Raw genomic sequence first — 26,280 nt, 5'->3', positions numbered from 1 at the left:
CTTTATCGTTATCAAATCCGTTGATCTTTGTTATTTTTGACGCCACATGATCAACTTTCAGGAATTTACATTAGAAAACGGTTTACGCGTAATCGTGCATGAAGACCCAACGGTGCAGATTGCCGTAATGAATATTTTATACGATGTTGGTTCACGCGATGAACACCCCGATAAAACCGGCTTCGCTCATCTCTTCGAACATTTAATGTTTGGCGGCTCGGTAAACATACCAAGCTATGACGAACCGTTGCAACGCGTGGGTGGTGAAAATAATGCGTTCACCAATACTGATATTACCAATTACTACCTGACACTTCCTGCAGCAAATCTTGAGACAGGCTTTTGGCTTGAGAGCGATCGCATGCTCAGTCTTTCATTCGATCCGAAGGTTCTTGAAGTACAACGTAAAGTTGTAATCGAAGAATTCAAACAGCGTTATCTCAATCAACCGTATGGAGATGTGTGGCTCCGGTTACGGCCGCTTGCATACCAGCAACATTCTTATCAATGGGCAACGATTGGCAAAGAGATCAGCCACATTGAAAATGCCACGATGGAAGATGTTAAAAATTTCTTCTTCAGTCATTATGTACCTAACAATGCTATACTCGTTGTTGCAGGACACGTAACGTTGCAACAGGTAAAGGAGCTCTCCGAAAAATGGTTTGGTCCTATACCTGCAGGAAAATTGAAAACGCGTAATCTTTTGCCGGAACCTCCTCAAAACGCAAAGCGCACTTTGGAAGTAGAAGCAAAAGTACCCGCGAATGCTTTTTATAAAGCATGGCACATGCCGGGTCGTTTCCATAAAGATTATTATGCTATTGATTTACTCAGCGATATTTTAAGTCGTGGTCAATCCAGCAGACTATATCAACAACTTGTAAAGGAGAAAGAGATCTTTACTTCTATATCTTCTTTTGTAATGGGCACAGTTGATCCGGGCTTACTGGTGATCAGCGGCCGTTTGAAAGAAGGTATATCATTAGAGCATGCAGAGCAGGAAGTGGACACTATATTACAGCAAGTGGTATCCAACGGAGTGGCTGAAGCTGAACTTGAAAAAGTTAAAAATCAAGCAGAGTCTACGCTTGAGTTTGGTGAGATGGAAGTAATGAACCGTGCGATGAACCTGGCTTTCTCAAAATTATCAGGCGATGCAAACCTGGTGAATGAAGAAGGGAATCAAATTAATGCAGTAACGGTGGCCGATGTCAAGCGTGTAGCAAACGACATTTTGAAAGAAGCTAATGCCAACGTTATGTATTATAAAGCCACAGCGTAAACTTTCTTACTTGACGTACTGCATGTTTCGAAATTTACCAGGCCGACCTGAACAAGTTGTTTCGATTCAACGTTCACCCCGAAAGCCATTGTAAAGAAATTCCAACCACCGTGGAGAAAGAGAAAGTAAGCAGCGGAAACATTATTGACTGGTCAGTGCTTAGCCGCCTGATGAAGTTTGTAAGACCTTATAAGGGTCGTTTCATTCTGGTGATTTTGCTGACGGTTGTACTCGGTGTACTGGCTCCTACACGACCCATCCTGATCCAGCATACATTGGACCATGACGTGGCGTTTGGAAACTATGATGCCATGGTACGTATGATGATTGTATTGATGGTACTACTCGTCATCAACTCCATTGCACAATATTTTCACACCTATATATCCGGGTGGCTTGGTCAACAGGTAATCCGCGACATTCGCATGAAGCTGTACGAACACATCATCAGCCTTCGTTTAAAATTCTTTGATAAGACTCCTATCGGAAGACTCGTAACGCGCACGATCTCGGATGTAGAAACACTTGCTGATGTTTTCAGTGAAGGACTTGCTGCTATGGCGGGCGATTTACTTCAAATCATTTTTATACTGGGCTTTATGTTTTACCAGGACTGGCGACTGGCTTTACTAAGTTTATCAACACTGCCTTTGTTGCTGATCAGTACCTATGTATTCAAAGAGAAAATCAAAGTTGCATTCAATGAAGTACGTAACGCGGTAGCAAACTTGAATACATTTGTGCAGGAACACATTACCGGTATGAACATCGTGCAGATCTTTGGTAGTGAAAAAAGAGAATTCGAAAAATTCAGGGAGATCAACGAAGAGCACAAGCAGTCAAACCTTCGGTCTGTACTCTACTATTCTATATACTACCCGGTAGCAGAAATTATAGCGGCAGCCGGTATAGGACTGTTGGTTTGGTATGGAGCCAAAGGTATCATTCACTATGAAGAAACGGGTGTTACCATTGGTAAACTGATTGCGTTCATCATGTATATACAAATGTTCTTCAGGCCTATTCGCATGATTGCAGATCGTTACAATACTTTACAGATGGGTATAGTAAGTTCGGCCCGCATCATGAATTTACTGGACGAAGAAGAGCATGTACAGCAAAACGGCAACCATAAACCTGAGCACCTTCATGGTGATGTAAAATTTGAAAGCGTGTGGTTTGCCTATAACGAACCAGAATATATTTTAAAAAATATCAGTCTTCATATTCAACCGGGGGAGACTGTGGCGTTGGTTGGTGCCACAGGTGCAGGTAAATCGTCTATCATTAATTTACTCAATCGTTTTTACGAGATCAACAAAGGCTCAATTAAAATTGATGGTATTGACTTGAAGCAATACGAACTCGGTACGCTTCGGAAGAATATAGGTGTTGTGTTGCAGGATGTATTTTTATTTTCCGATACCATTTTCAATAATATTACGCTTGGCAACGCTGAAGTAACTGAAGAAATGGTGTGGCACGCAGCAGATCTTGTGGGTGCCCGTAAATTTATTGAGCGCTTGCCCGGCAAGCTTTCATATAACGTAATGGAACGCGGGGCTACATTATCGGTTGGACAGCGTCAACTCATTTCCTTTATCCGCGCCATGGTATTCAATCCTAAAATACTGGTGCTCGATGAGGCGACTTCGTCCGTTGATTCAGAAACAGAAGAGATGATTCAATCAGCTATTGTTAAAATGATGAGCGGCAGAACATCCATTGTTATTGCACATAGATTGTCCACCATCCAAAAAGCCGATAAGATTATTGTGCTGGATCACGGAGAAATAAAAGAGGTTGGTCGCCATGATCAGCTGCTTTTACAGGATGGCTATTACGCCCAGCTCCACAAGATGCAGTATAAAGAGTTTGTTTGATTCAGCTTTCGCTCCGAATTTTATGTGTACACGGCAAAACACTTATATTTGCCGTAATGCATTTTCAGAAAACTCTGCTTGTCTCTATATTTTGCCTGCTTGGTGTATGTGCGCTTGCGCAACGTCCGCGTACAAACAATGGCGGGAAGAGTGCGTATACCCGTGAGCGTTTCAATTATAATGCAACACGCGTTCGCGGAAATAAAGCCAAGATCGTTTGCCCTGTATTCGATAAGAGTAAATATCCATATCACGGTATAGGGGTGAAATTTGGTGATCCTTTTGCCCTCACATATAAGTACTATATCAATAAAAACTTCGCTATAGCTGCAGATATAGGTAAGCCTGCAAGCGGATTATATAATCGTTACTTCCGCGAAAGATTCAGATCTTATCAGCGCGATACACTTTCACAAGGCGCTGATGTACGTTATCTGACGCATACTGTAAAATCAGATTTTATCGGAGAACTGAAATTTCTCTATCACATCGATGCTAAAATAATTTCAAAAGGGTTACAGCTCTATGTTGGTGCCGGCTGGGAATGGAAATACTCCAAAATACGGTATGACTATATCTACGAAGAAACTGATAATTCTAACCCTAACGGAAATAATACTATTGGTAATTTTACAGTGTCGCGCTTTACGCAAGGGCCACAGGCAGTGGTGGGCATTGAATATTCTTATTTTCAATTACCCATCTCTGCTTTCATGGAACTTGAATACTTCACCGATGTCCAGCTCGACCCGGGCTGGAGTCGCGCCGAAGGAGGAGTCGGATTACGCTATATTTTCTAAGAAAGTAAAATCACTACTATGAAACGCATTGCTATTACGATCTGCATTATCACGATCACGATAACTGCCTACGCACAACAGCAAGGTATAGGAATACGTCTTGGGTTGCCTGCAGGTGTAACGTATAAGCGCTATCTCTCCAATGAAAAAGCGGTTGAGTTCGGAATAGGTTCAGCTTTCAAAAATTCAGATAAACGATACTATAAAAATGCTTTCAAACACATGAGTCGCTATGATAACTATTCATACGAATCGGTGGATGTGAGCAGCGTGGTATATCTTCAAGGGCGTCTGCTATTTCAACATGACCTTGATGTGTCTGACGTTGAAGGTAAGTTCCAATGGTATTGGGGAGTTGGAGCTGTCATGAAAGTAGCCAAGGTTGATTACTGGTATAGAGATCCTAACGACAACAATATATACCTGCATGACGACCGCACCGATTTTGATTTCGGCCCTGAAGGCATTATCGGGATGGAATATACTTTTGAAGATGTGCCCGTAACTTTATTTGCAGAGACCAGCATTCAACTTGAACTGGTTGATCGGTTAACGTTGCGCTTATTTGCTGGTACAGGAGCCCGATTTAATTTCTAGACCTCTCATTTTTTCAAGCAGATTTCGCTGGATTATATCGAGCCACTGATATGTTTAGTGGGAAAAATACAAGAATATATATTACTAAAGGCTGAGTGAATCAGCCTTTAGCCTCTTCTTCATCCATCTGAACTTGCTTCTCGTATAGATCTTTGTAGAAGCCATTGCGTTCTATCAGAGAGTCGTGTGAGCCTTCTTCAACTACGAATCCATCTACGAGAACAACAATGCGGTTAGCAAGTTTCGCAGACGACACCCGGTGAGATATAATAATGGTAGTACGACCCTGCATGATTCTACGCATGCTGTTTAAAATGTTATTCTCTGTTTTGGTATCCACTGCAGAAAGTGCATCATCAAGCATTAATATTTTCGGCTCTCTTACAATGGCACGCGCTATAGATACACGTTGCTTCTGTCCACCTGAAAGCGTGATGCCACGCTCTCCTACTCGCGTTTCAAAACCTTGCGGGAATTCAATGATATTCTGATATACATCGGCATCTTTCGCAGCCTGTATAACTCTTTGCTGATCCGGGTCTTTTATACCGAAGCCTATATTATTAAAAATTGTATCGCTGAATAAAAATACATCCTGAGGCACATAACCAATCTGGCTTCGCAGTGAAGTCAGGTTATAGTGTGTGATTGGTACATCGTCAATAAGTATACTGCCTTCACGTACATCGTATAATCGCGATACAAGATTAGACACTGTACTTTTACCTGACCCCGTTGTTCCTATAATGGCAAGTGACTCTCCCGGGTTGATCACAAATGAAATATTCTTCAGCGCTTTTATACCAGTGTCCGGATATGTGAACGAGACATTTCTGAATTCTACCTTGCCTTTTATATCGCGTATCAGATCCTCCTCGGAAGTGATATTGGTTTTTGTCCGAAGAAATTCGTTGATCCTTTTTTGTGAAGCCTCTGCGCGTTGCACCAAACTACTCGTCCAGCCAAGAGACGTTACTGGCCATGTGAGCAAGTTTACATATATAATAAATTCAGCAATATTACCGAACGTGAGATTTCCGTTGATCACTTCCGTGCTACCGGCATATACTGTAAGAATGGTGCTAATGCCCACAAGTCCCATAATGATTGGGAAGAAAAGCGATTGCATTTTGGTAAGCTTCAGGGATTGATGCTTATACGCATCACTTGCCTTCTCAAATTTTTCTACAGACTGCGCTTCGCGGTTAAATGATTTTAGCACACGTATACCGCTGAAAGCCTCTTGTACCAAAGTTGAAAGACGTGACTGATGTCTCTGGATTTCTTCCGAACGCTTTTCAATAATATTGTTCACCAAAAATATGCTGAGCGATAGCAATGGCAACGGGCTCAAAGCATACCAAGTAAGCTTGGCACTGATGCTAAACATAAATGGAATCAACATCAGGAATAGAGTGATTAGGGTAAGGCCATACATAATGGCAGGACCAAGGTACATGCGCACGCGGCTTACATCTTCGGAGATGCGATTCATCAGATCGCCTGTATTGTTTCGCCTGTAAAAGCTAAGGGGAAGAGTTTGATAGTGCTCAAATATTTCATTCTTCAAATCATATTCAACGAGGCGCGACATCACGATCAAAGTCTGCCGAACGAAGTATAGAAATACTCCACGTAGCAGCGCCATCAACAAGATCAACCCTGCATAGATAAGAATACCAAAAGCAAACACTTTGAAAAAATTATCCTGAACACCGGTTCCCTCCATCGATTTATATAGACGGATGTTGTCCACTACAAGGTCAATGGAATCGCGGACGAGTAAACCTGGAATGATCTGAAAAATATTGGACAGGATAACGAAGATGGTTCCAAGAAGGAGATGCCACTTATACTTGAAAAGATACTTATTAAGATATTTCAGTTCACGCATGCGGGGAAAATTTGGTGGCTCAGGCTAAAACGAAATATCCTTTCAATAGTTCCACGGCCACGCATCGTTTTCTCATTAACAAATCATCGTCAAAAAGTTACCAGTTAGCGTATTTAGAAATACATATAACCGATAGATTATAGCAAAGCTACAATAATCACGTGATCATCTCTTAACTTAATGTTGAACTGTGAACTTCAATCCATTATTTTTACGCCCAGTTTTTAAAACCATCGTTCTTTATCATGCTTAACAGAAGAAGTCTCCGTATCAAAGTCATGCAAAGTCTTTTTGCTTTGCAACAATGTAAAGATGCCAACTATGAATTGTGCTTTGAAAAAATAAATGAGGAGTTTGCCCCGGATCTGAACTCGATGGAAGTACAGGACAAAGCAGCCTTATCGTTACAAAAGAAAACGGCCACCAAGCTTTTTGAAAAAGCATTCAAGCAAGGAGAAACTTCCATTGATCATGATGAAGCCAAAATCAAGAAGGTTGTTAATGAGTGCTTCATATTCTATAGCAAGCAATCTAAAAAAGACAGCGACTTCTTTCTGAAGAACATGGTAAGTGAGGTCGAGAAAATCTACGATCACTACATTGCTGTATTAAGTCTTCTTCCCGCCTTCGCAGAAATTGCTGAAGCTGATAAAAAAGTCAGTCATAAAAATTTTGTTAATAACGCCTGGATCAACGCCCTTCGAAATCACGAAGAGTTGAAAAAAGATGCACTGAAGCTTGGCCGTCACTGGCAGGATAAAGCCGACCGTGTAAAAGGGTGGTTTCGTGATGTAATCCGTCAGGATAATGAGTACCTGGCTTACCTTGACAGGAAGAGCCCTTCTATTGAGGATCAGAAAAAATTCGCCAATCATATTTTCAAAAAAGTTATTCTTGGCAAAACGATTATCAATGAATTTTTTGAAGAAGAAGTTCTACGATGGGCTGAAGACAAGGACATTGTAAAAGGCCTTGTGGAGAAAACTGTGAAATCATTTGATGGAGAATCATTGAGTACACTTACGCTCCACACTTTATCTGTGAATTGGGAAGAGGATAAAGATTTTATTGAAAAACTTTATAAGAAGGCTTCCAGCCTGGAAGGAAAGTATAAGGAGCTGATTGCCAACAATACACGTAATTGGGAAGTAGACCGTTTGCCGTTAACGGATCGCATGATCCTGGAGATGGCCATTGCAGAATTACTGGAGTTCCCCAGTATCCCCGTGAAGGTGACAATCAATGAGTATATTGAATTGTCCAAAAATTACAGCACTCCAAAAAGCCGTCAGTTCATCAATGGAATTTTAGACGTTATCTCGAAAGAACTGAAGGAAAAAGGTGACCTTAAAAAAAGCGGACGAGGATTAATGGACAATAAGTAATTCTGTTTGTTAAAAATTGTTAAAATTTTGAATTTGCGCTCTGAGTGTAACTAATATTGAAAGTTTTATGAGCAAAAAGAGTGGGAATTTTTTGATGGCGTTCCTGGCGGGCGCAGCAACCGGTGCAATTCTGGGTATTCTTTATGCGCCTGATAAAGGCTCCAATACTCGTGAAAAATTATCTTTCCAATTAGATAAATACCGGAAGTTGCTTCAGGACATGATCAATGATTTTGTTGAGGGCAAGGACACTCCGCTTACAAGCGAAGCAAAATCACAAGGCCAAAAGGTAGTTGACGAAGCCAAAAACAAAGCCGAACGATTGCTTGAAGATGTTGATGAACTTTTAGAGCAGATTCGTGGTAAGAAGGTATAACCGAAAAGATTTAAGATATATATGAGAACAGGAATCGCAAAATCGTTTTTATTCTTTGCTGCTGTGCTGGTAACATTTACTGCTTGTAAAGACCGCAATGCAGAAAAAAGAATTGCTGAACTTGAAAGTCGTTTAGCCGAAGTTGAAGGCAAGAAGGCTGCTGCAAATCCATCGCCTATTGCTGCAACCCCAACAGCAGCGGCTGAAGAAAAACCGGAAGGACCGCTTCCTAAAATAGAATTTGAAACCACAGAGCATGACTTTGGTACAATTAAAGAAGGCGATCCTGTAGAGTTTATCTATAAAGTAAAGAACACAGGCGAAGCTCCACTTATCATTCAAGGTGCACAACCTTCATGTGGATGTACTGTGCCTGATTTTACAAAAGATCCGATTCCCGTGGGAGGAACTGGTTATGTAAGAGCGAAGTTTGATAGCAATGGTAAACAAGGTGTGCAAAACAAAACCATTACGGTAATGGCAAACACGTGGCCTAAACAAACTGTGCTGCGTTTCAAAGCGATGATAACACCGAAGGCTGGCTCCGCTGGTCCGGTTGCACACTAAGAATAAGAAACAGGTTTTTTTAAATACAAAGGGCTGCTTTAACAAAGGCAGCTTTTTGTTTTTATAGATGTTGATGTTATTTGCAATATGATCGTTCCTCCTTCGCTTCACGCCGGCAATACTATAGCCATCACTGCACCCGGAAGAAAAGTATCCAGATCCGATATGGATATCGCTATAAAAACTTTTGAATCGTGGGGGCTAAATGTAGTGTTGGCAAAAAATCTTTTCAGCAACGATCACTCTTACCTCGCAGGGACGGATCAACAGCGCTTATCGGACATTCAATTTTTGATTGATAATCCGGATGTGCATGCGATCATTTGTGCGCGGGGCGGATATGGCAGCACACGCATTGTAGACCAGATTGACTTTTCATCGCTACAAAAAAAACCAAAGTATATAATTGGTTTTAGCGACATTACCGCTATACATCTAAAAATATATAGCCTAGGAATTCAAAGTATCCATGCTACGATGCCCATTCTATTTCCGAAGGAAGCATCTATACTATCCATCGCAAGCTTACAACGGATCTTGTTTAACAAGCCAGACATCATCCAGGTGCCCTTCAATAAATATAGTATAAATGGTTCAGGAAGTGGTGAAGTTATAGGTGGCAATTTATCCTTGATTGTCGATGCCCTCGGAACTTCAAGCGAACCGGATACTACCGGTAAAATTCTGGTCATAGAAGAGATTGATGAATACCGGTATAAACTTGACAGGATGCTGACACAACTGAAACGTGCAGGTAAGCTGAATGCACTTGCCGGTATTATAGTCGGGCACATGACGGATATAAAAGATTCTGAACTGAGCTTTGGAGAGACCGTTGAAGAGATCATTTTAAATCATACAAGCGGGTATAATTACCCGGTAGCATTTCAATTCCCGACAGGGCATGAAAATCCTAATCTTGCATGGCTCCATGGTGGCGCAGGTACACTAGAGGTGCGCAACGGAGCGGCTACGCTTTCTTATCAAAACAAAATGGTCTGAGTATCACAGCAGATATTGTGCAAATGCATACAACCCCAGCAGCAAAAGCATAACACCGGGAAGCTTTTTCAATAGTATACTTTGCTGAAAGCGGGATGCAATTTTTCGGGCGAGGTATGCAAACGCAAGGAGTATTGCCAGAGAGCCAAGCGTAACACCTGCAAGGTAACTTTGGAGCTCCCATGTATCTGAAAGATCAATCCACTGCTGACCTTTTAAGTAAGCCGTTATACCAAGCCAATACGGAATTGCCAGCGGATTGAGGATGCTCAAAACTATACCACGCCTGAACCCGCTCTTGTTAAACTTCTCAGCAAGTGCTGAAGGCGTATCCGATGGCCAGAGGCTGACCACCCCGAGCAGTGTCATCACGATTGCCGTAAGGAGTTGCAGGTTATCAAGAATTAGTGGTGATGATGTAATCCACTCTTCAAACTTTATTGCAAGCCATGCGTACGGATATTCAATGATCGCGGATGCTATAGCAAATTTCCACGCTATATTCATTCTCTGCTCCAGGCCGAGCTTAATGATTGTAAGGTTAATTGTACCGGGTGGTATAGATCCGATGAAACTGAAGAAGAACGCCAGTGCAAAAACAACGATCACTTCGATCATATATATAGTGCGGTGAGGCGTAAACGATCTGACACAGTATTCATTTTTACTCTACGGTGGTAGCAGACTTGAATTTCTTATAGTATAGTTTCGCTTCTTTAAATGAAGTATACGAAGCGCCACGTTTTACATTCTCGCGGGAGATCAGGAAAATGTTTCGCCAGTGGTTAAACAAAACCTTTATTGCTTTTCTTAATGGGAACCCGGGATGATAAATATGTGCCGGCTCTGCCCCGCATCCGTTTAACTCCATTACCTTGAAATTGCCCGCATACAAATCTTCAATGCTGGCACAACGTAAATCAAATCTACCAAAATAAAATCCTTCAATCTGCTTACTTACTTTATCAAATGTCAACGACAGTGAATCATTGATCAGGTAACTCCCATCCAGAAATTTTGTGCCGAGACAATGATTCCCGATGGAGACAAGTTCAACGCGTTCATCTTCTGGAATTACATCGTGTAGTTTCCCATCGAAAATTTTCTTTAGGTTTTCCCATTGAAGCTTGGCGCGATCCTTCCGGAGAATGAGCTGCTGCAGAGTTGATACTCCATCACCGGTAACGGACAGCATTTCCTTCGCAACAACAGAAGTGACATTACCTTTACTCTCATGAGGAAAGCGAACATAGAATACTCCAAATTCCAACGGAAGGTCTACCAGTTCTTGTATCAGAAAATCGAATTTCATCTCCGCCAGGTATACATCTATAGCATTTTTATTCTGCAAGCGTTTTACTTTGAAGCCTCGTTCACCGATATCGGGTTTAGCAATAACCGGAAACTGAATGCCACTTTCTGTTATACGTCTGATGATTTCATCTTTCGTTGCAGACTGTTTAATAAAGATTGTTTTGGGAATATAGGGCTCGGGAATTTTTTTCAGTACTTCATATTTCGACTCACCGAACATCCCACCCATAGCAATACCAGGATTGGAAGCAGAGAAAAATATCAATGATCGCGATCGTATAGAGAGCCAGGCAAAGTAAATAAATAACGGAAACTGTACTATACCAAAAGGCCAGTACTCCCAGCTCTTCAGCTTAATAAAAAAATTACTGCGGATAATCCTTTCCCGGAAAGTCATGCAGCAGCGAAAATATAAAATTAATGTGAAGCAGGAGAAGTTTCCTGATAGCGAATGGTGGAAGCTGCCACGCCAAAATCTTTAGCAAGGTCTATATAAGGAGCCACTTCGCGAACGCCTATTTTTATAATGGCCATGTGATGAACGGCATGTTCGATATTATATACAAGCTCACGCATAGCCGTTGTGTCAATCATTACGAATTCTTCCTGTGATAGATCGTATCCAACTTCGAGTCTCAGTTCCTTTTCTTCCAATGATCTTACAAAATCTTCGATACGTTCAATGGTAGCTAATGCGAAGAATTTATCATTTTCAATTAATTTATCATGAGCACGCTTATCATAGTTTACGATGCCTTGCTGATATCCCTTTTCAAAACAAATGAAAAATTCAAGTGTATGCCGCAGATGTTGGCCGATGGTGGATTGACTTAGTTGATCGGACGGCTTTACGAAATCCCGTTCATTGATCTGACTTACAAGGTCAGTTAGTTGTGATAGTATATGAGCACAAGCGGTATTAATGTTCATAGGGGAGTCTTTGATTACTCAAAATACAATAATTCAATTAACTTTTAGAAACCGTTAAAAAGATCGTACCCAGAATTTCGATCATTGTACAATTTTTTTCCAATTACGATCACCCGCTTCTTTAAGTTTTTGTTGATTTTTATTCCAGTCCTCCAATGTGTTGTTGCCCCAGAAGTTGTAGAACAGATATAGCTTGCCTTCAATGATCTTAAATGTTTCAGGATCTATTTTTACTTTCTCACCTGAATCACCCATGGCGTAGGCACACCATCCCCCATATGCTGGCTCATATTTGTCAGGATTACTTTTAAATTTATTCAGGTTAGTTTTGTTAACAAACAGGTAGGCAATGCCTTTATATACAAAGCGGTTTGTTTCCTCACCCTCCTGGGGTTTACTATCGAAATAGCTTACAGGATCATATCCATCTAAGGCTATACCTTTTTTCGCATTAAAGTTTTTTACACGCAATACTTTGTTCTGCGCAAGAGCATGCACAGCGGTCGATAAAAACAGAAGAATTACAATATAGAATTTCATAAAAGAATTAACCTGATGTACGACTAAGAGTGCAAAAGTGGATTTTATGAGACTATAAATTTGTCGCGAAGACTACAAACCGTATCAATCTTTCACGAGTTCTTTTACGTGAGTCCATACCAGTTCAGGCTCAAAGCCTTTTTGAATTGCGTAGCGGGCAACTTTGTCGCGCTTTATAAACGGATTTTTTTCTTCGAGTTGGCGGGATTTTTTTTGAAGGATTTCCCGTAACGTTTGTATATAGGCATCATCTTCAATTTCCTTCATGCCTATTTTAATGCAGTTCTTTGTAAGACCTTTCCCTTCTAGTTCATTGACGATTTTCAACCTCCCCCAATGCTGCATCCGGAATTTTCCACCTGCAAAAGCTTTTGCAAAACGTTCTTCGTTTAGAAAGCCATCCGTAATGAGTGTCGATAGTATATCTTCGACATCGCTTTTGTAGAGCCCGTATTCATAGAGTTTATCGCGTACCTCTTTGTGCGAACGTTCCTGGTAAGCACAATAGCGATATATTTTTTGCTTGGCTTCAGATGGTGAAAGTCTCTTCGGCTGCACAATGCTTTGTTCGTGAGTTAAAGTTTTAACGAATTCATCCCAGTCAGCATCAACATTCTTAATCCTATAGCTGGAATAAAATAACTAACGCAGATATATACTAAAAAGCTCGCAGCCTCAAAAGAATGCTACTTCAGAAGCCCTTTTGCTTTCAGAATACTTGCCACGAATTTACGCTCGTTTTCAGTATTGAATATTCTAAATGGCCAGTAAAGAATCTGCGCTTTATTAATATATAGCACAAAGAAATCTTTGCCGATCTCTGCTGCCTGCACTTGGTCCCACTTAATAGGCATACCTTCGCGCGGATTGATCTTCATCAAGATCTGCTGACTGCTGATCTCATAAACGAATTTTTCAAACAACATTTTTCCTTGTTCCAATTGCGTTACGCCATAGAACTGTATCCACCAGAAGAGCAGATATAAACCCAAACCTATAAATGCAGCGATAAACCACCAGATGCTTTGAAGACCTGGTATAACATAGCCGAGACAAATAACCAACGCTCCGAGCCCTGCCATCCATCCTTGCTTTTTAAGTATATTTTTAAGTGCTACGCTGATGTAGACTTTCTTTTCGAGTTTGTAGTTTTTGGTTTTAACGATCATATTCTAATTCACAGTTTTTATTCTATAGCTCTTATCACGCAAGAGCCTTTAAACTCAGATCAAGACTTTTTACCGAATGCGTTAGTGCGCCAACCGATATAAAGTCAACGCCACATTCTGCTACACTTCGTATATTCTCTTCCGTTATGCCTCCGCTGGCTTCAGTCTTATAATTACTTCCGATCAATGCCACTGCCGACTTCATATCTTGCAGGCTCATGTTGTCGAGCATAATGGTATCAACACCTCCAATTCGAAGCACTTCCTTCACCTCGTCTAGATTCCTGGTCTCAATTTCAATCTTCAGGTTCTTATTGGTGGCGCGAAGATAATCTTTTGTTCGAATGATTGCCTGTTCAAGGCCACCAGCCATATCAATATGATTGTCTTTCAACATAATCATATCATAAAGTCCGATCCTGTGATTTTTTCCACCGCCTATCAGCACAGCCCATTTTTCAAGCAATCTGAAGTTCGGGGTAGTCTTACGTGTATCGAGAAGCATGGCGTTTGTGCCCACTATAATAGACGACAAGTGATGCGTTTTGGTAGCGATAGCACTCATGCGTTGCATGCAATTGAGCACAAGGCGTTCTGCTGTAAGAATGGATCTTGATGGGCCCGAAACAATGAGCACCACATCTCCTTTTTTTATAGGATTACCATCCTGAATGAAGATCTCGGTTTTTAAGGCCGGGTCCACACGTTTAAAAATATCTTGTGCTAACGCCACTCCCGCCAATATTCCATCTTCCTTTACGAGCAAGCGAGCTCTACTTGTCGCATCAAATGGAATGCACGCAAGTGAAGAGTGATCGCCATCACCTATATCTTCAATCAAGGCTGAAGCAATAAACTGATCGAGGAAGTCTTCTGTGATGTAATACGGTTTCACCGTACAAAAATAGAGGAAGGGTTGAATTTTTTATTTACAACCCTGAAATTGGTTATTCCTTTACAAAGGAAATTTCATGTACGAGCTGCTGATTGCCCACCGTTTTTATTTTCATAAATACACGGTGTGTCTCTGTGCCACTCTTATACTGGCCGATCGCAAAGGGTTGTCCGCCTTTCGATTGCCCTTGATGGATGATATTAAATTCATTAGCAGGATGCTGCTTAAAGAAATCGCGGAATATAAATTCAGCCTGAGCCTTGCTATAGGACTCAACTTTATCATCGATGGTTACATCCACGGTCTGATTCAGGTACTTAGAAAGTTCCTTTGCGCTACCCGCCTTAATGGTTTCCTTCACCTGGCTGATCACATCATTGCTTTGTGCCATCACGGACACAGCATGAAAACTAATAAGCGCGAAAACTACTGACGAAATATATTTGTTCACCTTCATGGCAACTTTGTTGTGCGGCCAAAATTGTGCCACGCTTTGCAAGATAATGAAATTATAACAGTAGGGGCGGTTTTTCAATCGTTTACCCTGATGTCACATTCAAAATGCGTTAAATATTACAGTCTACGATCGTGCAAATCATCGTTATATTTGCGCCGCATATTTAAAGTCCAGAATTAAAATTCAACCTCATGAACAAAAAAGTATTGCTGATGATCTTAGACGGCTGGGGCATCGCTACCAACAAAGCTGTATCAGCGATTGACAAAGCAAAGACACCTTTTGTAAGTTCTTTATACGGAAAGTATCCGAACAGTAAGCTTGAAGCTTCCGGATTGGCGGTGGGTTTACCGGCCGGTCAGATGGGAAATTCTGAAGTTGGCCACATGAACATTGGTGCCGGACGTGTTGTATACCAGGATCTTGTACGCGTTAACAAAGCTATAGAAGATAAAGAGCTCGATCATAATTCAGTGTTGCTGGATGCGTTTGGTTATGCGAAGAAGAATAACAAAAATGTTCACTACATCGGATTGGTTTCGGATGGTGGTGTACACTCACACGTTGAGCACTTGAAAGGCCTCATCACAATCGCCAAGAATAATAACATTGAAAATTTATTTGTACACGCTTTCACCGATGGTCGCGACACTGACCCAAAGGGCGGACTTGCATATGTTAAGGAAGTCGTAGATCACTTGAGTAAGACCACAGGGAAACTTGCCAGCATTGTTGGCCGCTATTATGCTATGGATCGCGATAAGCGATGGGAGCGCGTGAAGCTTGCATATGATGTAATGGTTAAAGGGGTCGGAGAAAAATCTACTGATGCTTTAAAATCTATACAGCAATCGTACGATGCAAACGTAACGGATGAGTTCATTAAGCCGATTGTTATGGTTGATAGCAATCAGCAACCCGTTGGTACTATTAATGAAGGTGATGTTGTACTGTGCTTTAACTTCCGCACTGATCGCGGCAGACAAATTACACAAGCGTTAACACAACAGGATTTCCCTGAACAACAAATGAAGGCATTGCCTCTATACTATGTAACGCTTACCAACTATGATGATTCTTTCAAAGATGTAAAGGTGATCTTCGACAAAGATAATCTCGAAAAAACATTGGGTGAAGTTGTGTCGTTGGCTGGTAAAAAACAGATTCGTATTGCCGAGACTGAAAAATATCCACACGTCACATTCTTTTTCTCAGGCGGAAGAGAAGAAGCTTTCACTGGTGAATCGAGAATACTTTGTCCTTCACCAAAAGTTGCCACCTATGATCTGGCACCAGAGATGAGCGCGAATGAGATTAAGGATAAAATCATTGTTGAGTTAAATAAACAGGAACCTGATTTTATCTGCCTCAACTTTGCTAATCCGGATATGGTTGGACATACAGGAGTTTTTGAAGCCGCTGTTAAAGCCGTTGAAACTGTTGATGCATGCGCACAACAAGTAACGGAGGCTGCTTTAAAAAATGGATACAGCACCATCATCATTGCCGATCATGGTAATGCTGATATGATGATCAACGAAGATGGAACACCGAACACAGCGCATACTACCAACCTTGTTCCATGTATACTTGTTGACGGTGCGTATAGCGGAAAACTAAAGGATGGAAAGTTGGGCGATCTTGCTCCTACTATTCTTACGTTGATGGGGATAACCATTCCTCCACAAATGACAGGTAATATTTTATTGGACAACTAAATTGAAGAAAGTCCTTTTCACTTTTCGTCTCTTTGCCACGGTAGGGATACTCGCATGTTGTATCAGCGCCTGTGAGCAAAGAGGCAAATACGATCAAGGCTACTATCCGGTGGATAGCCTTGTTACAGCACAGATTCGTTTCTTAACAAATGCGCAAGCGTCTGTTACAAAATTTGCAAAGCTTGGTGAGAAGGAAGAAACAAAAACTATTCATCCTGTTGACTCAATCGGATGGATTGATGAACTGGATATATTCCGGGAGTTAAGAACGTTGAATAAGCCCATTAATAAAGGTGCCTATAAAGTAGAAGATGGATTGCCTGACAATAAAAGCAATCTGAAAATAAAAACCATTGTAACGGATAAAGAATTGCCGGTGCGCTCGATGAAGATATATTACTATGGGCGGCCAGAAAATATAAAGCGGATAGAGGCACAATTCAATGAAGTAAATTCTCTTTATAGCAGTTCCCGTTTTTTAATTATGAATTTTCAGGATCTGAACAATAAACCGGTACTCTCATCCTACTCTGTTACAGGAGGTCAAAAAATGTTTTTAGGAGATACAGTAATTTTCTCAATCAAGGGAATTGTTACCCTGCAATAACTCGTAAGTAAGTCGAGATTCAAAAAGAAGTATGGCAAAGCGAAACAGCGGAGAACCGCTACGGGAAGAAGAGAAAAGGCGCATCAATAAAAACAGCCTGAAACAACTTACAGGCATTTTTAAATTCATGCTGCCTTATAAAAGCTTATTTATATTCGGACTTATTGCGTTGGTTCTGTCAAGCGTTACACTTATGGCATTTCCACGTTTATCAGGTGAGTTACTGGATATAGCTTCCGGAAAACCAAAATATTTTTCTACGATCAACCAGGCAGCGCTTGCCTTGCTTGCCATCCTTTTCGTTCAAGGTATCTTTTCATTCATACGAGTATATACCTTCTCGATCGTTACAGAACGCGGTATGGCTGATGTACGAAAATCTATATACAGAAAAATTATCTGGATGCCGTTAACGTTTTTTGATAACAGGCGCGTAGGTGAACTCATGAGCAGAATGGTGTCGGATATTGAGACATTACAGGGCGCTTTTAGTTTTACACTCGCTGAACTCATGCGCCAGGTAATTACACTTATTACAGGAACCGTCATTATTTTTTACCTCGCCCCAACGCTTACCGGGTTCATGCTTTTAACGTTCCCGGTCATTGTACTCTCCGCTTTAATCTTTGGAAAATTTATTCGAAAGCTTTCGAAGAAAACGCAGGATAAACTGGCAGAGGCCAATGTCATAGTAGAAGAATCTTTTCAATCTGTCTCCGTTGTTAAATCCTTTACAAACGAATTATTTGAGATCAAGCGTTATACCAAAACAATCAACGAAGTGGTATCTATAGCACTGCACAGCGCACGCTACCGCAGTCTGTTTGTCTCGTTTATAATCTTTGTAGTATTCGGTGGTATAGTTGCTGTAGGCTGGTATGGCGCTAAACTCGTACAGACCGGTGAAATTACAACGGGTGAGCTATTCTCATTTATACTATATACTTCGTTTATCGGGTTTTCAATTGCTGGCTTAGGAGATATATATTCACAACTGCAACGTTCTATTGGTGCATCGGAAAGAGTATTGGACATTCTTGGAGAGAAGGATGAAGAAGAAAGTACAGTGTCTGCACCAATCAAACTACAGGGTAAAATTTCTTTTGAAGATGTTTCCTTTTCTTATCCTACACGTGCTGATTTTACAGTACTAAAAGGACTTAACTTTAACATTGCTCCTGGAGAAAAAATAGCATTGGTTGGCCAGAGTGGTTCAGGTAAATCAACCATCATAAACTTGTTAATGCGATTCTATTCCATCCACACGGGCGCAATAAAAGTTGATGATAAAAATATTTACGATTTCAACCTGACGGCATATCGTCATAATATAGGTATCGTTCCGCAGGAAGTAATTCTGTTTGGCGGCACCATCCTCGAAAACATTGCCTATGGAAAACCGGATGCCACTGTCGATGAGATCCGCGAAGCGGCTGGTAAAGCCAATGCGCTCGAATTTATAGAAAGGTTTCCCGAAAAATTTGAAACGGTTGTTGGCGAACGTGGTGTAAAACTCTCCGGCGGTCAGCGGCAGCGTATTGCTATCGCCCGGGCTATCCTCAAAAATCCTTCGATCTTAATTCTTGACGAAGCAACGAGCTCGCTAGACGCCCATTCTGAAGTTCTCGTTCAGCAGGCACTCGAAACTTTAATGGAAGGACGTACCTCCATCATCATTGCGCACCGCCTCAGCACGATTAAAAAAGTCGATCGTATTTTTGTAATCAAAGAAGGCATGCTGGCAGAAACTGGTTCGCACGCTGAACTAACGCAGCTCAATAATGGTATTTATAGTAACTTGCTGAAGTTACAATTGCAATGATCATGAATGCTCCTTCCGATCGTTTACTGAAAACATTCCGGTTGCGCTCCACTCCCAGCCGCCAGGAGATCCTTCATCTTTTTTTGAATAAGGATTATGCCCTTTCTCATGGGGACATTGAAAAAGAAATCAATAATGAGCTTGACCGGGTAACGGTTTATAGGACACTAAAAACTTTTCTTGACAAAGGACTCATTCATAAAGTCCTCGATGACGAAGGGAGTTTAAAATATGCGCTTTGCAATGATGCTTGCAGCAAAACAGGACATCATCACGACCACGTCCATTTTAAATGCACCAGCTGCGGCCAAACCAATTGCCTGGAAATTGAAGTACCCGTTGTTAAATTACCCAAGGGCTACCGGGCCAGCGAAGTCAATCTTTTAATCCAAGGTATCTGCGAACGCTGCTCTCAGTAAAAATTAATCTGCTATTTTTAGAGATTGACTTCGTATAAATCGAATGCGAAGTTTTTGAGATTGAAATATATTTGTAGTTTTGGCATTCACATGTTTCCAAGAATGTGATTTTTTAATGTTTATAGGCTTTTAATCATTAACTGAAAGAACCCCCTTTGTCATCATTGGTGAACATACTCCTCTTCTCCCTTTTTAGAAACCAGAGCGAACGGGAGACTATTCTTTTTGGCGTCTTCGCTGTCATTATTCTTCTTTTTCTGGTGCTTGACCTGGGTTTATTTCATAAACAGGCTCATAAAATTTCTACAAAATCAGCGCTGTATCAATCCATTTTCTGGGTGCTGATATCTACAATGTTCGGCTTTTTCATATATAAATACGATGATAGCGGAGCAGAAGGTGCAGTGGAATATTTCTCAGCATACCTCACTGAGTATGCTTTATCAGTTGATAACATCTTTGTAATTCTTTTAATCCTGAAATATTTTCAGGTTAAGGAAGAGTACTATCATAAAACACTTTTTTGGGGAATTTTAGGAGCCATTGTGTTCCGCGGATTTTTCATTTTCGTAGGTGCATACTTCATCCATAAGTTTCATTGGATCCTTTACATCTTCGGTGTATTCCTGCTCTACTCTGGTATCCGCATTTATTTTGAAGACGGTGACGAGAAGATTGAACCGGAGAAAAATCCGATCATGAAATTAAGTCGCAAGTATCTTCCGGTAACGAAAGATGATCATGGCGGAATGTTCGTGGTGAGAGAAGCCGGTAAGCTAATGTTTACGCCACTTTTCCTGGTGATTATTCTGATTGAAACTACTGACTTGATCTTTGCTGTCGATTCAATACCTGCTGCATTTGCTATTACGCAGAATGAATTTTTGATCTATACCTCCAACATCTTTGCTGTAATGGGACTGCGTGCTATGTTCTTCTTGCTCGCAGGGATTATCGACAAGTTCTATCTTTTACAAAAAGGACTTTCCATCATTCTTTTCTTCATTGGCGCAAAAATGCTATTGGAGATATTTGATATCGATGTGAATGTTTACCTGTCGTTTGCAGTGATCATCGCTACACTTACACTTTCCATTATTTTCTCTGTTATCGTTCCGCGTAAAACTGAAGTTGAAGAAAAGGAAGACTAAGTATATATCCATCACTACTCCAATTAAGACAAGCAGTTATACATAGCTGAAACACTTCGTGTTCATTAGCTAACTCCCTCTGCAAATAAATTTCTTGGAAGGATTTTCAATAAAATCGGAAGTGTTAAAAATTTCTGAGGCAGGGCAATGATCACAAACGTAGGAAGCGTTTTCATCATTTGAATTAACTCCAGTCTCATTCGCTCTTTCTCATCAAGCGTAAGCTCATTGGACCGAGCTTTTCGTAACAGGTTGAGTACATCTTCGCGCTCGTGAATTTCTTTTATCAAACGACTTTTATTTCGTTCAGCCACACGCGCTACACGCTTTATAAATTGCTCGCTCACCTGGTGAAAGTCTTGTTTGTTCTGAAGGTGTTCTAATTGCTCCCAATGCTCCAGCACAAACCCTTCTATAGCAATCATACTATTCTCAAGGTCTTCATCAGAAAAGCCCAGGTAATGACAAAAACTTTTCAGATAGTCCAATTCAGACTGCTCTACTTTCTTGTCTGCCCACAACGTAAGAATTGCTAATTCAAGAAAGAACTTTTTTAAGATCCACGAATTCTCCGCGGGAAGATTTATGTCTTCAACTGCTATACCTTCTTCAAAAATCTGTACGGCTTCTTTTTTGCGTTCGTGCGATAGATCTGTACTCTGCAGAAAATATTCCAGCAGTCTCTTTTCTTCAAATGCAATTTCCTTATTGGCATGTGCAGCGGAGGCTATAACTTTTACGATAGAGAATCGTAATTCATCGCGCTCATAACGAAAGAAGTCTGCTACTACTTTATCAGCATTGGTGTGTATCCATTGACCAAAGATGAATACATCCAGGAACAACAATGTATTGTGAAAAAAGTACTCCCAGAAGTTTCCTTCAAATGTACTTGTATGTTCAATGCGTTTGTCAAGGATTTTCTCAACAAGTTCAATCACAGTCTTCTTCCTACCGAAGAGTGTTTTTGTAGGTATAGAAAGCTCTGGAAAGATATTATTGTAAAAGTTACTCACGCTTTCCAGTGTCTTTAAAAATACACGGGAAAGGTCATCAGGATTATTAACAGGTTTATCTTCAAAGAGGAGTGAACTACACATGAGACTTTCCGCGAGCAGGATCTTCATTCGATCTTTCTCATCCCAATGCTCGCTTCCTGGCAAGTCTATATCTCCAACGATTTGCCCATACATCAGGCCGGTAGGTTGAATTACCCTATAGAGAGACTTTTCCGGATGTGAAGCTTTTCGCTTTGTCTCCGTAGCGAGATCCTGTAACAATTCCTTCCGGAATTTCAGATACTCTTCAAGCCAACCTTTTTCGCGGGGGGTCATTTCCGGATATAGTTCTGCAATCGGAATTTACAGAAAAAAAATCAATCAATAAGCAGATTACCTATAAAGCGCTTTTCCAGCCTTTTGTTTCAATATTTTTCGCTGCTATTTCCACCTTTGATTGCAACGATTTTTTGAATTCATCCAATCGACTGGCCAATGTCTGATCGGATGCTCCGATGATCTGAGCTGCCAAAATACCTGCATTGCGGGCGCCGTCTAACGCTACCGTTGCAACGGGAACACCTGAGGGCATTTGTAAAATTGAAAGCACAGAATCCCAACCGTCAATTGAATTGGACGACTTCACCGGTACTCCGATCACAGGTAATGACGTAAGTGAAGCAACCATACCGGGTAAATGTGCCGCGCCACCAGCGCCTGCTATAATTACCTGCAGACCGCGACTACGGGCATCCGTTGCATACTCAACCATGCGAAGGGGTGTACGATGTGCTGATACAACGGTTAACTCATATACAACACCAAGTTCATCCAACACTTCGGCTGCTTCTTTCATAATTCTCAGGTCAGACTGGCTGCCCATAATAATGCCGACTACAGGTTTGCTCATATATATATCAGGCTATAACTTTCAATGTTTCTTTTACGAAGTTGGTTTTCTCTTTTAAGCGCTCTACATCGTGATCAACGATTGTAACGTGTCCCATTTTTCGGAAAGGCTTTGTAAAACGTTTACCGTATAAATGTACATGTACACCTGGAAGCTTTACAACTTCATTAAAGCCTTCGTATTTGGCCAACCCGGAATAATCTGCTTCACCTAGCAAGTTTACCATAGCGCTCGGTATACATAAACTTGTATCGCCTAAAGGTAAATTCAGGATGGCACGAAGATGTTGTTCATATTGAGAAGTAGTATTCGCTTCTATAGTTTGATGACCGCTGTTGTGTGGGCGTGGCGCAATTTCATTCACAAGTACTTTGCCATCTTTGGTAACAAACATTTCGACCGCTAATATACCCACCATGTTTAGTGTGGTGATGATTTTACAAGCTATAGTGTCTGCTTCCTGCGCTATAGCTTTTGATATATCTGCAGGCGCAAATAAATATTCTACCAGGTTATGCACCGGATGAAAAACCATTTCAACTACCGGAAATGTTTTAATTTCACCCGCTTCATTGCGGGCAACGATCACCGAAATTTCTTTATCGAAGTCGATCAGTTTCTCAAGAAGGCCTGGAGCGTCAAATGCTTTCGCAAGATCTTTTTCTTCGCGAAGAATCTGTACACCGCGACCATCATATCCTTCTTTCCCCAACTTGTTTACAGCGGGTAAAAATGTAGCATTCTGTTTTACTTCAGTAGCGTTTTCAACCAGTATAAATTCAGCAGTAGGTATACCGTTGTCACGATAAAATGCTTTTTGAATTCTCTTATCCTGAATTAACTCAATAACTTCAGGCTGTGGGTATACTTTCTTGCCCTGATCCACCAGTGCTTTCAGTGCCTTCGTATTTACGTTTTCAATTTCAATTGTAATGACATCGCACGCGCTGCCAAATTTCATCACGGTATCAAAATCTGTAAGCTTGCCATGATGGAATTCAGCAAGTGTTGAGCAAGGCGCATGCTCATCCGGATCAAGAATTGAAAAAGGAATGTTGAAATCTATTCCGGACTGAATAAGCATCCGCCCCAGCTGTCCTCCACCGAGAACACCAAGTTTAAAATTTTGTTGAAAAGAAAAGCTCAATGGTGATACTGATTTTGGAGGCGAAGTTAATCATATCTTTTTGCCTCACAGAAATCCAAAGAGGCATTTATTACTGAACGAAAGATACTTCCAGGATCTGGTCGCCTACTTCTATCAGGTGCACGATTTCCATTCCGCTTTCCACATCTGCGAATATGGTATATCGGCCATCAAGATGTGGTGTTGGCGAATGTGTAATGAACCACTGTGTACCTTCGGTGTCTTTTCCCGCAGACGCCATTCCTACACTTCCGGTTTTATACCTTATTAATGAAAACTCTGAGCGAATTGAGTAATCTTCGCTTCCCCATCCATCGCCACGATTACATCCTGCCTGTACAACAAAATTAGGAACCACACGATGGAAGAATTTCTGATCAAAATATTTTTGATTGAGCAACGCTACAAAGTTCGCCACAGAACCGGGTGCTTCCTCCACTAAAAGTTTCAGTATGATATCACCCTTCGTTGTACGCACCATTACTTTTTGATTTTTCGGAATGGACTTTACAAGTTTCCAATCGATCGGATGATTGAATTCATTCTGAACGGGAGGAGAATTTTTCTTGCCTTCGAAGAATGCTATAGCGGCTTCCAAAGTTTGTAGTGCTTCATTATCCTTCGGAAGGCTTAACTGTTTTTTTGCATCGTACAAAAATGTATAATCCTTCATTATACTTTTATATCGTAATGTTGAATCCATCAGCGCGCCCGCTATAGTTCCTATAACTGCAGCATCACCGGTTTGTAAAGCCTTTATATATATATCAGAAAAATGTTTTTGCAAAGAGGGCTTGAAATCTTTATGGTAGTTCATGGCCACCAATGCTGCCGCTGCAGACAATTTAACAACGGGTGTGTCCGCTGCGAATAATTGCTCTTCTACAAATGCATACATCATAACCGATTGTTGAAGTGCTGATAAAAATGCTGACTTCTTGTAAGGATTTGATGCAGACTTAACCTGATTGGCAATTTCTTCTGCAAGTGCTTTATCATCACTTACGCGCAGCGCTGCTTCGTATAGGTTTGCCTGCACGCGTGGATTGGATGCAACCTTCGCGATCGATGCCACTTCCTTCCAATCATCTTTTGTGATGACCTCTTTTATTACTTCCGATGTTGTTACTGGTATATTTACTTGTTCATCGGTTAATGTATTTAACAGCGTTACTTTAGTCTTCGTGAAAGGAAAACTTTGAAGCGCGCGAATTGCATTTACACGAATGCGGTAGTCAGCATCACTCTTCACTATATATTCAAGATTTACTCGCGATGAATCGGATTTAATTTTTCCGAGTGCTAATGCAGATGCCATCCGTACATCAGATGAGAGATCATACCGCGCAGCATGGAGTATTGCTTTCTCATACCTGTCAAATCCGTTCGCACCTCTGGCAAAATAGTGAGCTGCAGCAAGTCGTGTTGGTTCTGTATTTGGTTTCTGTAAAAGTTCGGATGCTCTTTTATGAAATGTACTATCGATTGTTTTCTTAAGACCGGCACGATAATATGACAATGCTAATCCTTCTGTTACAATTGAGTCTTTAGGAGTTACGGTTAAATCCCAACGCGAGGTCACCTTCCCATAGGCCTCCAATATTTCTTTAAGAATAAAACTAAGCTTCTCCTTTTTAAGGGCTGTGGCAAGTGCAACGGCACTCCTGTTGCTTTTAGTCTGACCCAACGCATAGGCTGCTGCTTGTCGCACCAAAGAATCTGTATCGTTCAACAATACTTCCTGAAGTGCATCTATAGCGGTCGTGTCCTGGATAGAAGCAAATGCAAGTACAGCATCTTTTCGGTACGCTGCATTTTCATTTTTAAAGTATATATATAGACTATCTGATAATCTTCGATCCTGAAAATCTGCAATCTTAACAAAAACTGTATCTGAAAATTTGTTGATGGATTGTTTTGGTTTCGTACAGGAAATCAAAACAGACATGATCAGGGAAAGAGCTATGCCTGATGCGACAATTCTTATCATAGTATCAATGGAAATTAAAAGATCGAAGGTAAAGACCGGGCGTAATTTACTACATCGTCGAATTCCATTCCGGCTGTTTTGATAGAGTATAGTAATAATTTTATTTCCTTAACATGAACGCGGCCATCGGCTTCTGAAAGTCTGTAGAGCGTTGCAAATACTTTCAGCTTTTCTTCCTGGCTACAAGCATTGATGAGCGTGATACCGGTTTCATACACCTTGCGCTCATTAAATTGTTGCAACGCATCCTCGAACTCAAGAAAGACATCATCTGATATCTGCTCATGCTTTTTTATCAGGCGCAAAGCCTCCAATTCTTTTTCATCAGCAATCCCGTCTGCATCGATAAGCAGTTTAACAAGATATAGCAAGCCGAGTTGGTAATTCTTATTCATGAAAGAGAATTGACATGCGTAAGTTATGA

Annotated in this window: 27 protein-coding genes; 13 read left to right on the top strand and 14 right to left on the bottom strand. The window is 41.0% G+C overall.

Annotated elements, in window-relative coordinates:
* Positions 1 to 46 precede the first annotated feature (46 nt).
* The 4 genes from B5Y40_RS16545 to B5Y40_RS16530 all read left to right on the top strand — a co-directional run bounded on the left by B5Y40_RS16545 (position 47) and on the right by B5Y40_RS16530 (position 4,565).
* Positions 47 to 1,285: a M16 family metallopeptidase gene (locus B5Y40_RS16545; protein WP_079687894.1), complete on the top strand. Its 1,239-nt coding sequence runs from the start codon at positions 47 to 49 to the stop codon at positions 1,283 to 1,285.
* 110 nt (positions 1,286 to 1,395) lie between these two features.
* A complete protein-coding gene (locus B5Y40_RS16540; protein ID WP_245840593.1) occupies positions 1,396 to 3,168 on the top strand; it encodes an ABC transporter ATP-binding protein in 1,773 nt (590 codons plus the stop codon).
* Between the two features lie 56 nt (positions 3,169 to 3,224).
* Positions 3,225 to 3,968 (top strand): hypothetical protein, encoded by a 744-nt coding sequence (locus B5Y40_RS16535; RefSeq protein ID WP_079687893.1) that lies wholly within the window; start codon positions 3,225 to 3,227, stop codon positions 3,966 to 3,968.
* An 18-nt stretch (positions 3,969 to 3,986) separates the two neighbouring features.
* Complete coding sequence (locus B5Y40_RS16530; RefSeq protein ID WP_079687892.1) at positions 3,987 to 4,565, top strand: hypothetical protein; 579 nt, start codon at positions 3,987 to 3,989, stop codon at positions 4,563 to 4,565.
* Positions 4,566 to 4,665: 100 nt separating this feature from the next.
* On the opposite strand, the gene B5Y40_RS16525 is transcribed toward B5Y40_RS16530, so the two are convergent.
* Complete coding sequence (locus B5Y40_RS16525; protein ID WP_079687891.1) at positions 4,666 to 6,459, bottom strand: ABC transporter ATP-binding protein; 1,794 nt, start codon at positions 6,457 to 6,459, stop codon at positions 4,666 to 4,668.
* 245 nt (positions 6,460 to 6,704) lie between these two features.
* Here B5Y40_RS16525 and nusB point away from each other — a divergent pair, with 245 nt between their 5' ends.
* From nusB to B5Y40_RS16505, 4 genes are all read left to right on the top strand, one after another.
* Positions 6,705 to 7,844, top strand: coding sequence for a transcription antitermination factor NusB (nusB, locus tag B5Y40_RS16520; RefSeq protein WP_079687890.1), 1,140 nt, complete (start codon positions 6,705 to 6,707; stop codon positions 7,842 to 7,844).
* 67 nt (positions 7,845 to 7,911) lie between these two features.
* The gene (locus B5Y40_RS16515; RefSeq protein ID WP_079687889.1) at positions 7,912 to 8,220 is read left to right on the top strand and encodes a YtxH domain-containing protein; all 309 of its coding nucleotides are present in this window, start codon (positions 7,912 to 7,914) and stop codon (positions 8,218 to 8,220) included.
* Positions 8,221 to 8,241: 21 nt separating this feature from the next.
* Positions 8,242 to 8,787 carry a DUF1573 domain-containing protein gene (locus tag B5Y40_RS16510; protein ID WP_079687888.1) on the top strand — a complete coding sequence of 182 codons (546 nt, stop codon included), beginning with the start codon at positions 8,242 to 8,244 and terminating at the stop codon, positions 8,785 to 8,787.
* Between the two features lie 87 nt (positions 8,788 to 8,874).
* Positions 8,875 to 9,789: a S66 peptidase family protein gene (locus B5Y40_RS16505; protein WP_079687887.1), complete on the top strand. Its 915-nt coding sequence runs from the start codon at positions 8,875 to 8,877 to the stop codon at positions 9,787 to 9,789.
* Positions 9,790 to 9,792: 3 nt separating this feature from the next.
* On the opposite strand, the gene B5Y40_RS16500 is transcribed toward B5Y40_RS16505, so the two are convergent.
* The 8 genes from B5Y40_RS16500 to B5Y40_RS16465 form a co-directional block, all read right to left on the bottom strand.
* Positions 9,793 to 10,407, bottom strand: coding sequence for a LysE family translocator (locus B5Y40_RS16500; protein WP_079687886.1), 615 nt, complete (start codon positions 10,405 to 10,407; stop codon positions 9,793 to 9,795).
* A gap of 46 nt (positions 10,408 to 10,453) precedes the next feature.
* Positions 10,454 to 11,500: an ATP-grasp domain-containing protein gene (locus B5Y40_RS16495; RefSeq protein ID WP_079687885.1), complete on the bottom strand. Its 1,047-nt coding sequence runs from the start codon at positions 11,498 to 11,500 to the stop codon at positions 10,454 to 10,456.
* A 20-nt stretch (positions 11,501 to 11,520) separates the two neighbouring features.
* Entirely contained in the window at positions 11,521 to 12,033 is a 513-nt protein-coding gene (locus B5Y40_RS16490; RefSeq protein ID WP_079687884.1) for a hypothetical protein, read from the bottom strand.
* A gap of 81 nt (positions 12,034 to 12,114) precedes the next feature.
* Entirely contained in the window at positions 12,115 to 12,573 is a 459-nt protein-coding gene (locus tag B5Y40_RS16485; protein ID WP_079687883.1) for a YHS domain-containing (seleno)protein, read from the bottom strand.
* 84 nt (positions 12,574 to 12,657) lie between these two features.
* Entirely contained in the window at positions 12,658 to 13,131 is a 474-nt protein-coding gene (locus B5Y40_RS16480) for a regulatory protein RecX (RefSeq protein WP_245840590.1), read from the bottom strand.
* A 128-nt stretch (positions 13,132 to 13,259) separates the two neighbouring features.
* Complete coding sequence (locus B5Y40_RS16475; RefSeq protein WP_079687881.1) at positions 13,260 to 13,742, bottom strand: YcxB family protein; 483 nt, start codon at positions 13,740 to 13,742, stop codon at positions 13,260 to 13,262.
* Between the two features lie 34 nt (positions 13,743 to 13,776).
* On the bottom strand, positions 13,777 to 14,637 hold the full coding sequence (nadC, locus tag B5Y40_RS16470) for a carboxylating nicotinate-nucleotide diphosphorylase (RefSeq protein WP_079687880.1): 861 nt from the start codon (positions 14,635 to 14,637) through the stop codon (positions 13,777 to 13,779).
* Between the two features lie 52 nt (positions 14,638 to 14,689).
* Positions 14,690 to 15,127, bottom strand: coding sequence for a DUF4783 domain-containing protein (locus tag B5Y40_RS16465; protein ID WP_143785796.1), 438 nt, complete (start codon positions 15,125 to 15,127; stop codon positions 14,690 to 14,692).
* Between the two features lie 158 nt (positions 15,128 to 15,285).
* On the opposite strand from B5Y40_RS16465, the gene gpmI reads away from it, so the two are divergent.
* From gpmI to B5Y40_RS16440, 5 genes are all read left to right on the top strand, one after another.
* Entirely contained in the window at positions 15,286 to 16,812 is a 1,527-nt protein-coding gene (gene gpmI, locus B5Y40_RS16460; protein ID WP_079687878.1) for a 2,3-bisphosphoglycerate-independent phosphoglycerate mutase, read from the top strand.
* A gap of 1 nt (position 16,813) precedes the next feature.
* On the top strand, positions 16,814 to 17,419 hold the full coding sequence (locus tag B5Y40_RS16455; RefSeq protein ID WP_079687877.1) for a hypothetical protein: 606 nt from the start codon (positions 16,814 to 16,816) through the stop codon (positions 17,417 to 17,419).
* 31 nt (positions 17,420 to 17,450) lie between these two features.
* Complete coding sequence (locus B5Y40_RS16450) at positions 17,451 to 19,241, top strand: ABC transporter ATP-binding protein (RefSeq protein ID WP_079687876.1); 1,791 nt, start codon at positions 17,451 to 17,453, stop codon at positions 19,239 to 19,241.
* A gap of 2 nt (positions 19,242 to 19,243) precedes the next feature.
* Complete coding sequence (locus tag B5Y40_RS16445; protein WP_079688467.1) at positions 19,244 to 19,660, top strand: Fur family transcriptional regulator; 417 nt, start codon at positions 19,244 to 19,246, stop codon at positions 19,658 to 19,660.
* Positions 19,661 to 19,827: 167 nt separating this feature from the next.
* Positions 19,828 to 20,811 carry a TerC/Alx family metal homeostasis membrane protein gene (locus tag B5Y40_RS16440; RefSeq protein WP_245840586.1) on the top strand — a complete coding sequence of 328 codons (984 nt, stop codon included), beginning with the start codon at positions 19,828 to 19,830 and terminating at the stop codon, positions 20,809 to 20,811.
* 65 nt (positions 20,812 to 20,876) lie between these two features.
* On the opposite strand, the gene B5Y40_RS16435 is transcribed toward B5Y40_RS16440, so the two are convergent.
* From B5Y40_RS16435 to B5Y40_RS16415, 5 genes are all read right to left on the bottom strand, one after another.
* Positions 20,877 to 22,145 (bottom strand): tellurite resistance TerB family protein, encoded by a 1,269-nt coding sequence (locus B5Y40_RS16435; RefSeq protein WP_079687875.1) that lies wholly within the window; start codon positions 22,143 to 22,145, stop codon positions 20,877 to 20,879.
* A 61-nt stretch (positions 22,146 to 22,206) separates the two neighbouring features.
* Positions 22,207 to 22,719: a 5-(carboxyamino)imidazole ribonucleotide mutase gene (gene purE / locus B5Y40_RS16430; protein ID WP_079687874.1), complete on the bottom strand. Its 513-nt coding sequence runs from the start codon at positions 22,717 to 22,719 to the stop codon at positions 22,207 to 22,209.
* Between the two features lie 7 nt (positions 22,720 to 22,726).
* Positions 22,727 to 23,866 (bottom strand): 5-(carboxyamino)imidazole ribonucleotide synthase, encoded by a 1,140-nt coding sequence (locus tag B5Y40_RS16425; RefSeq protein ID WP_143785795.1) that lies wholly within the window; start codon positions 23,864 to 23,866, stop codon positions 22,727 to 22,729.
* Between the two features lie 70 nt (positions 23,867 to 23,936).
* Positions 23,937 to 25,856 (bottom strand): peptidylprolyl isomerase, encoded by a 1,920-nt coding sequence (locus B5Y40_RS16420; RefSeq protein WP_079687873.1) that lies wholly within the window; start codon positions 25,854 to 25,856, stop codon positions 23,937 to 23,939.
* 14 nt (positions 25,857 to 25,870) lie between these two features.
* Positions 25,871 to 26,251 carry a tellurite resistance TerB family protein gene (locus B5Y40_RS16415; RefSeq protein WP_079687872.1) on the bottom strand — a complete coding sequence of 127 codons (381 nt, stop codon included), beginning with the start codon at positions 26,249 to 26,251 and terminating at the stop codon, positions 25,871 to 25,873.
* Positions 26,252 to 26,280 lie beyond the last annotated feature (29 nt).

It is taken from the genome of Ohtaekwangia koreensis, assembly GCF_900167975.1.
Lineage (GTDB): Bacteria > Bacteroidota > Bacteroidia > Cytophagales > Cyclobacteriaceae > Ohtaekwangia > Ohtaekwangia koreensis.
The sequence above is the reverse complement of the archived record's forward strand: the minus strand, read 5'-3'. Positions and strand labels throughout refer to the sequence as shown.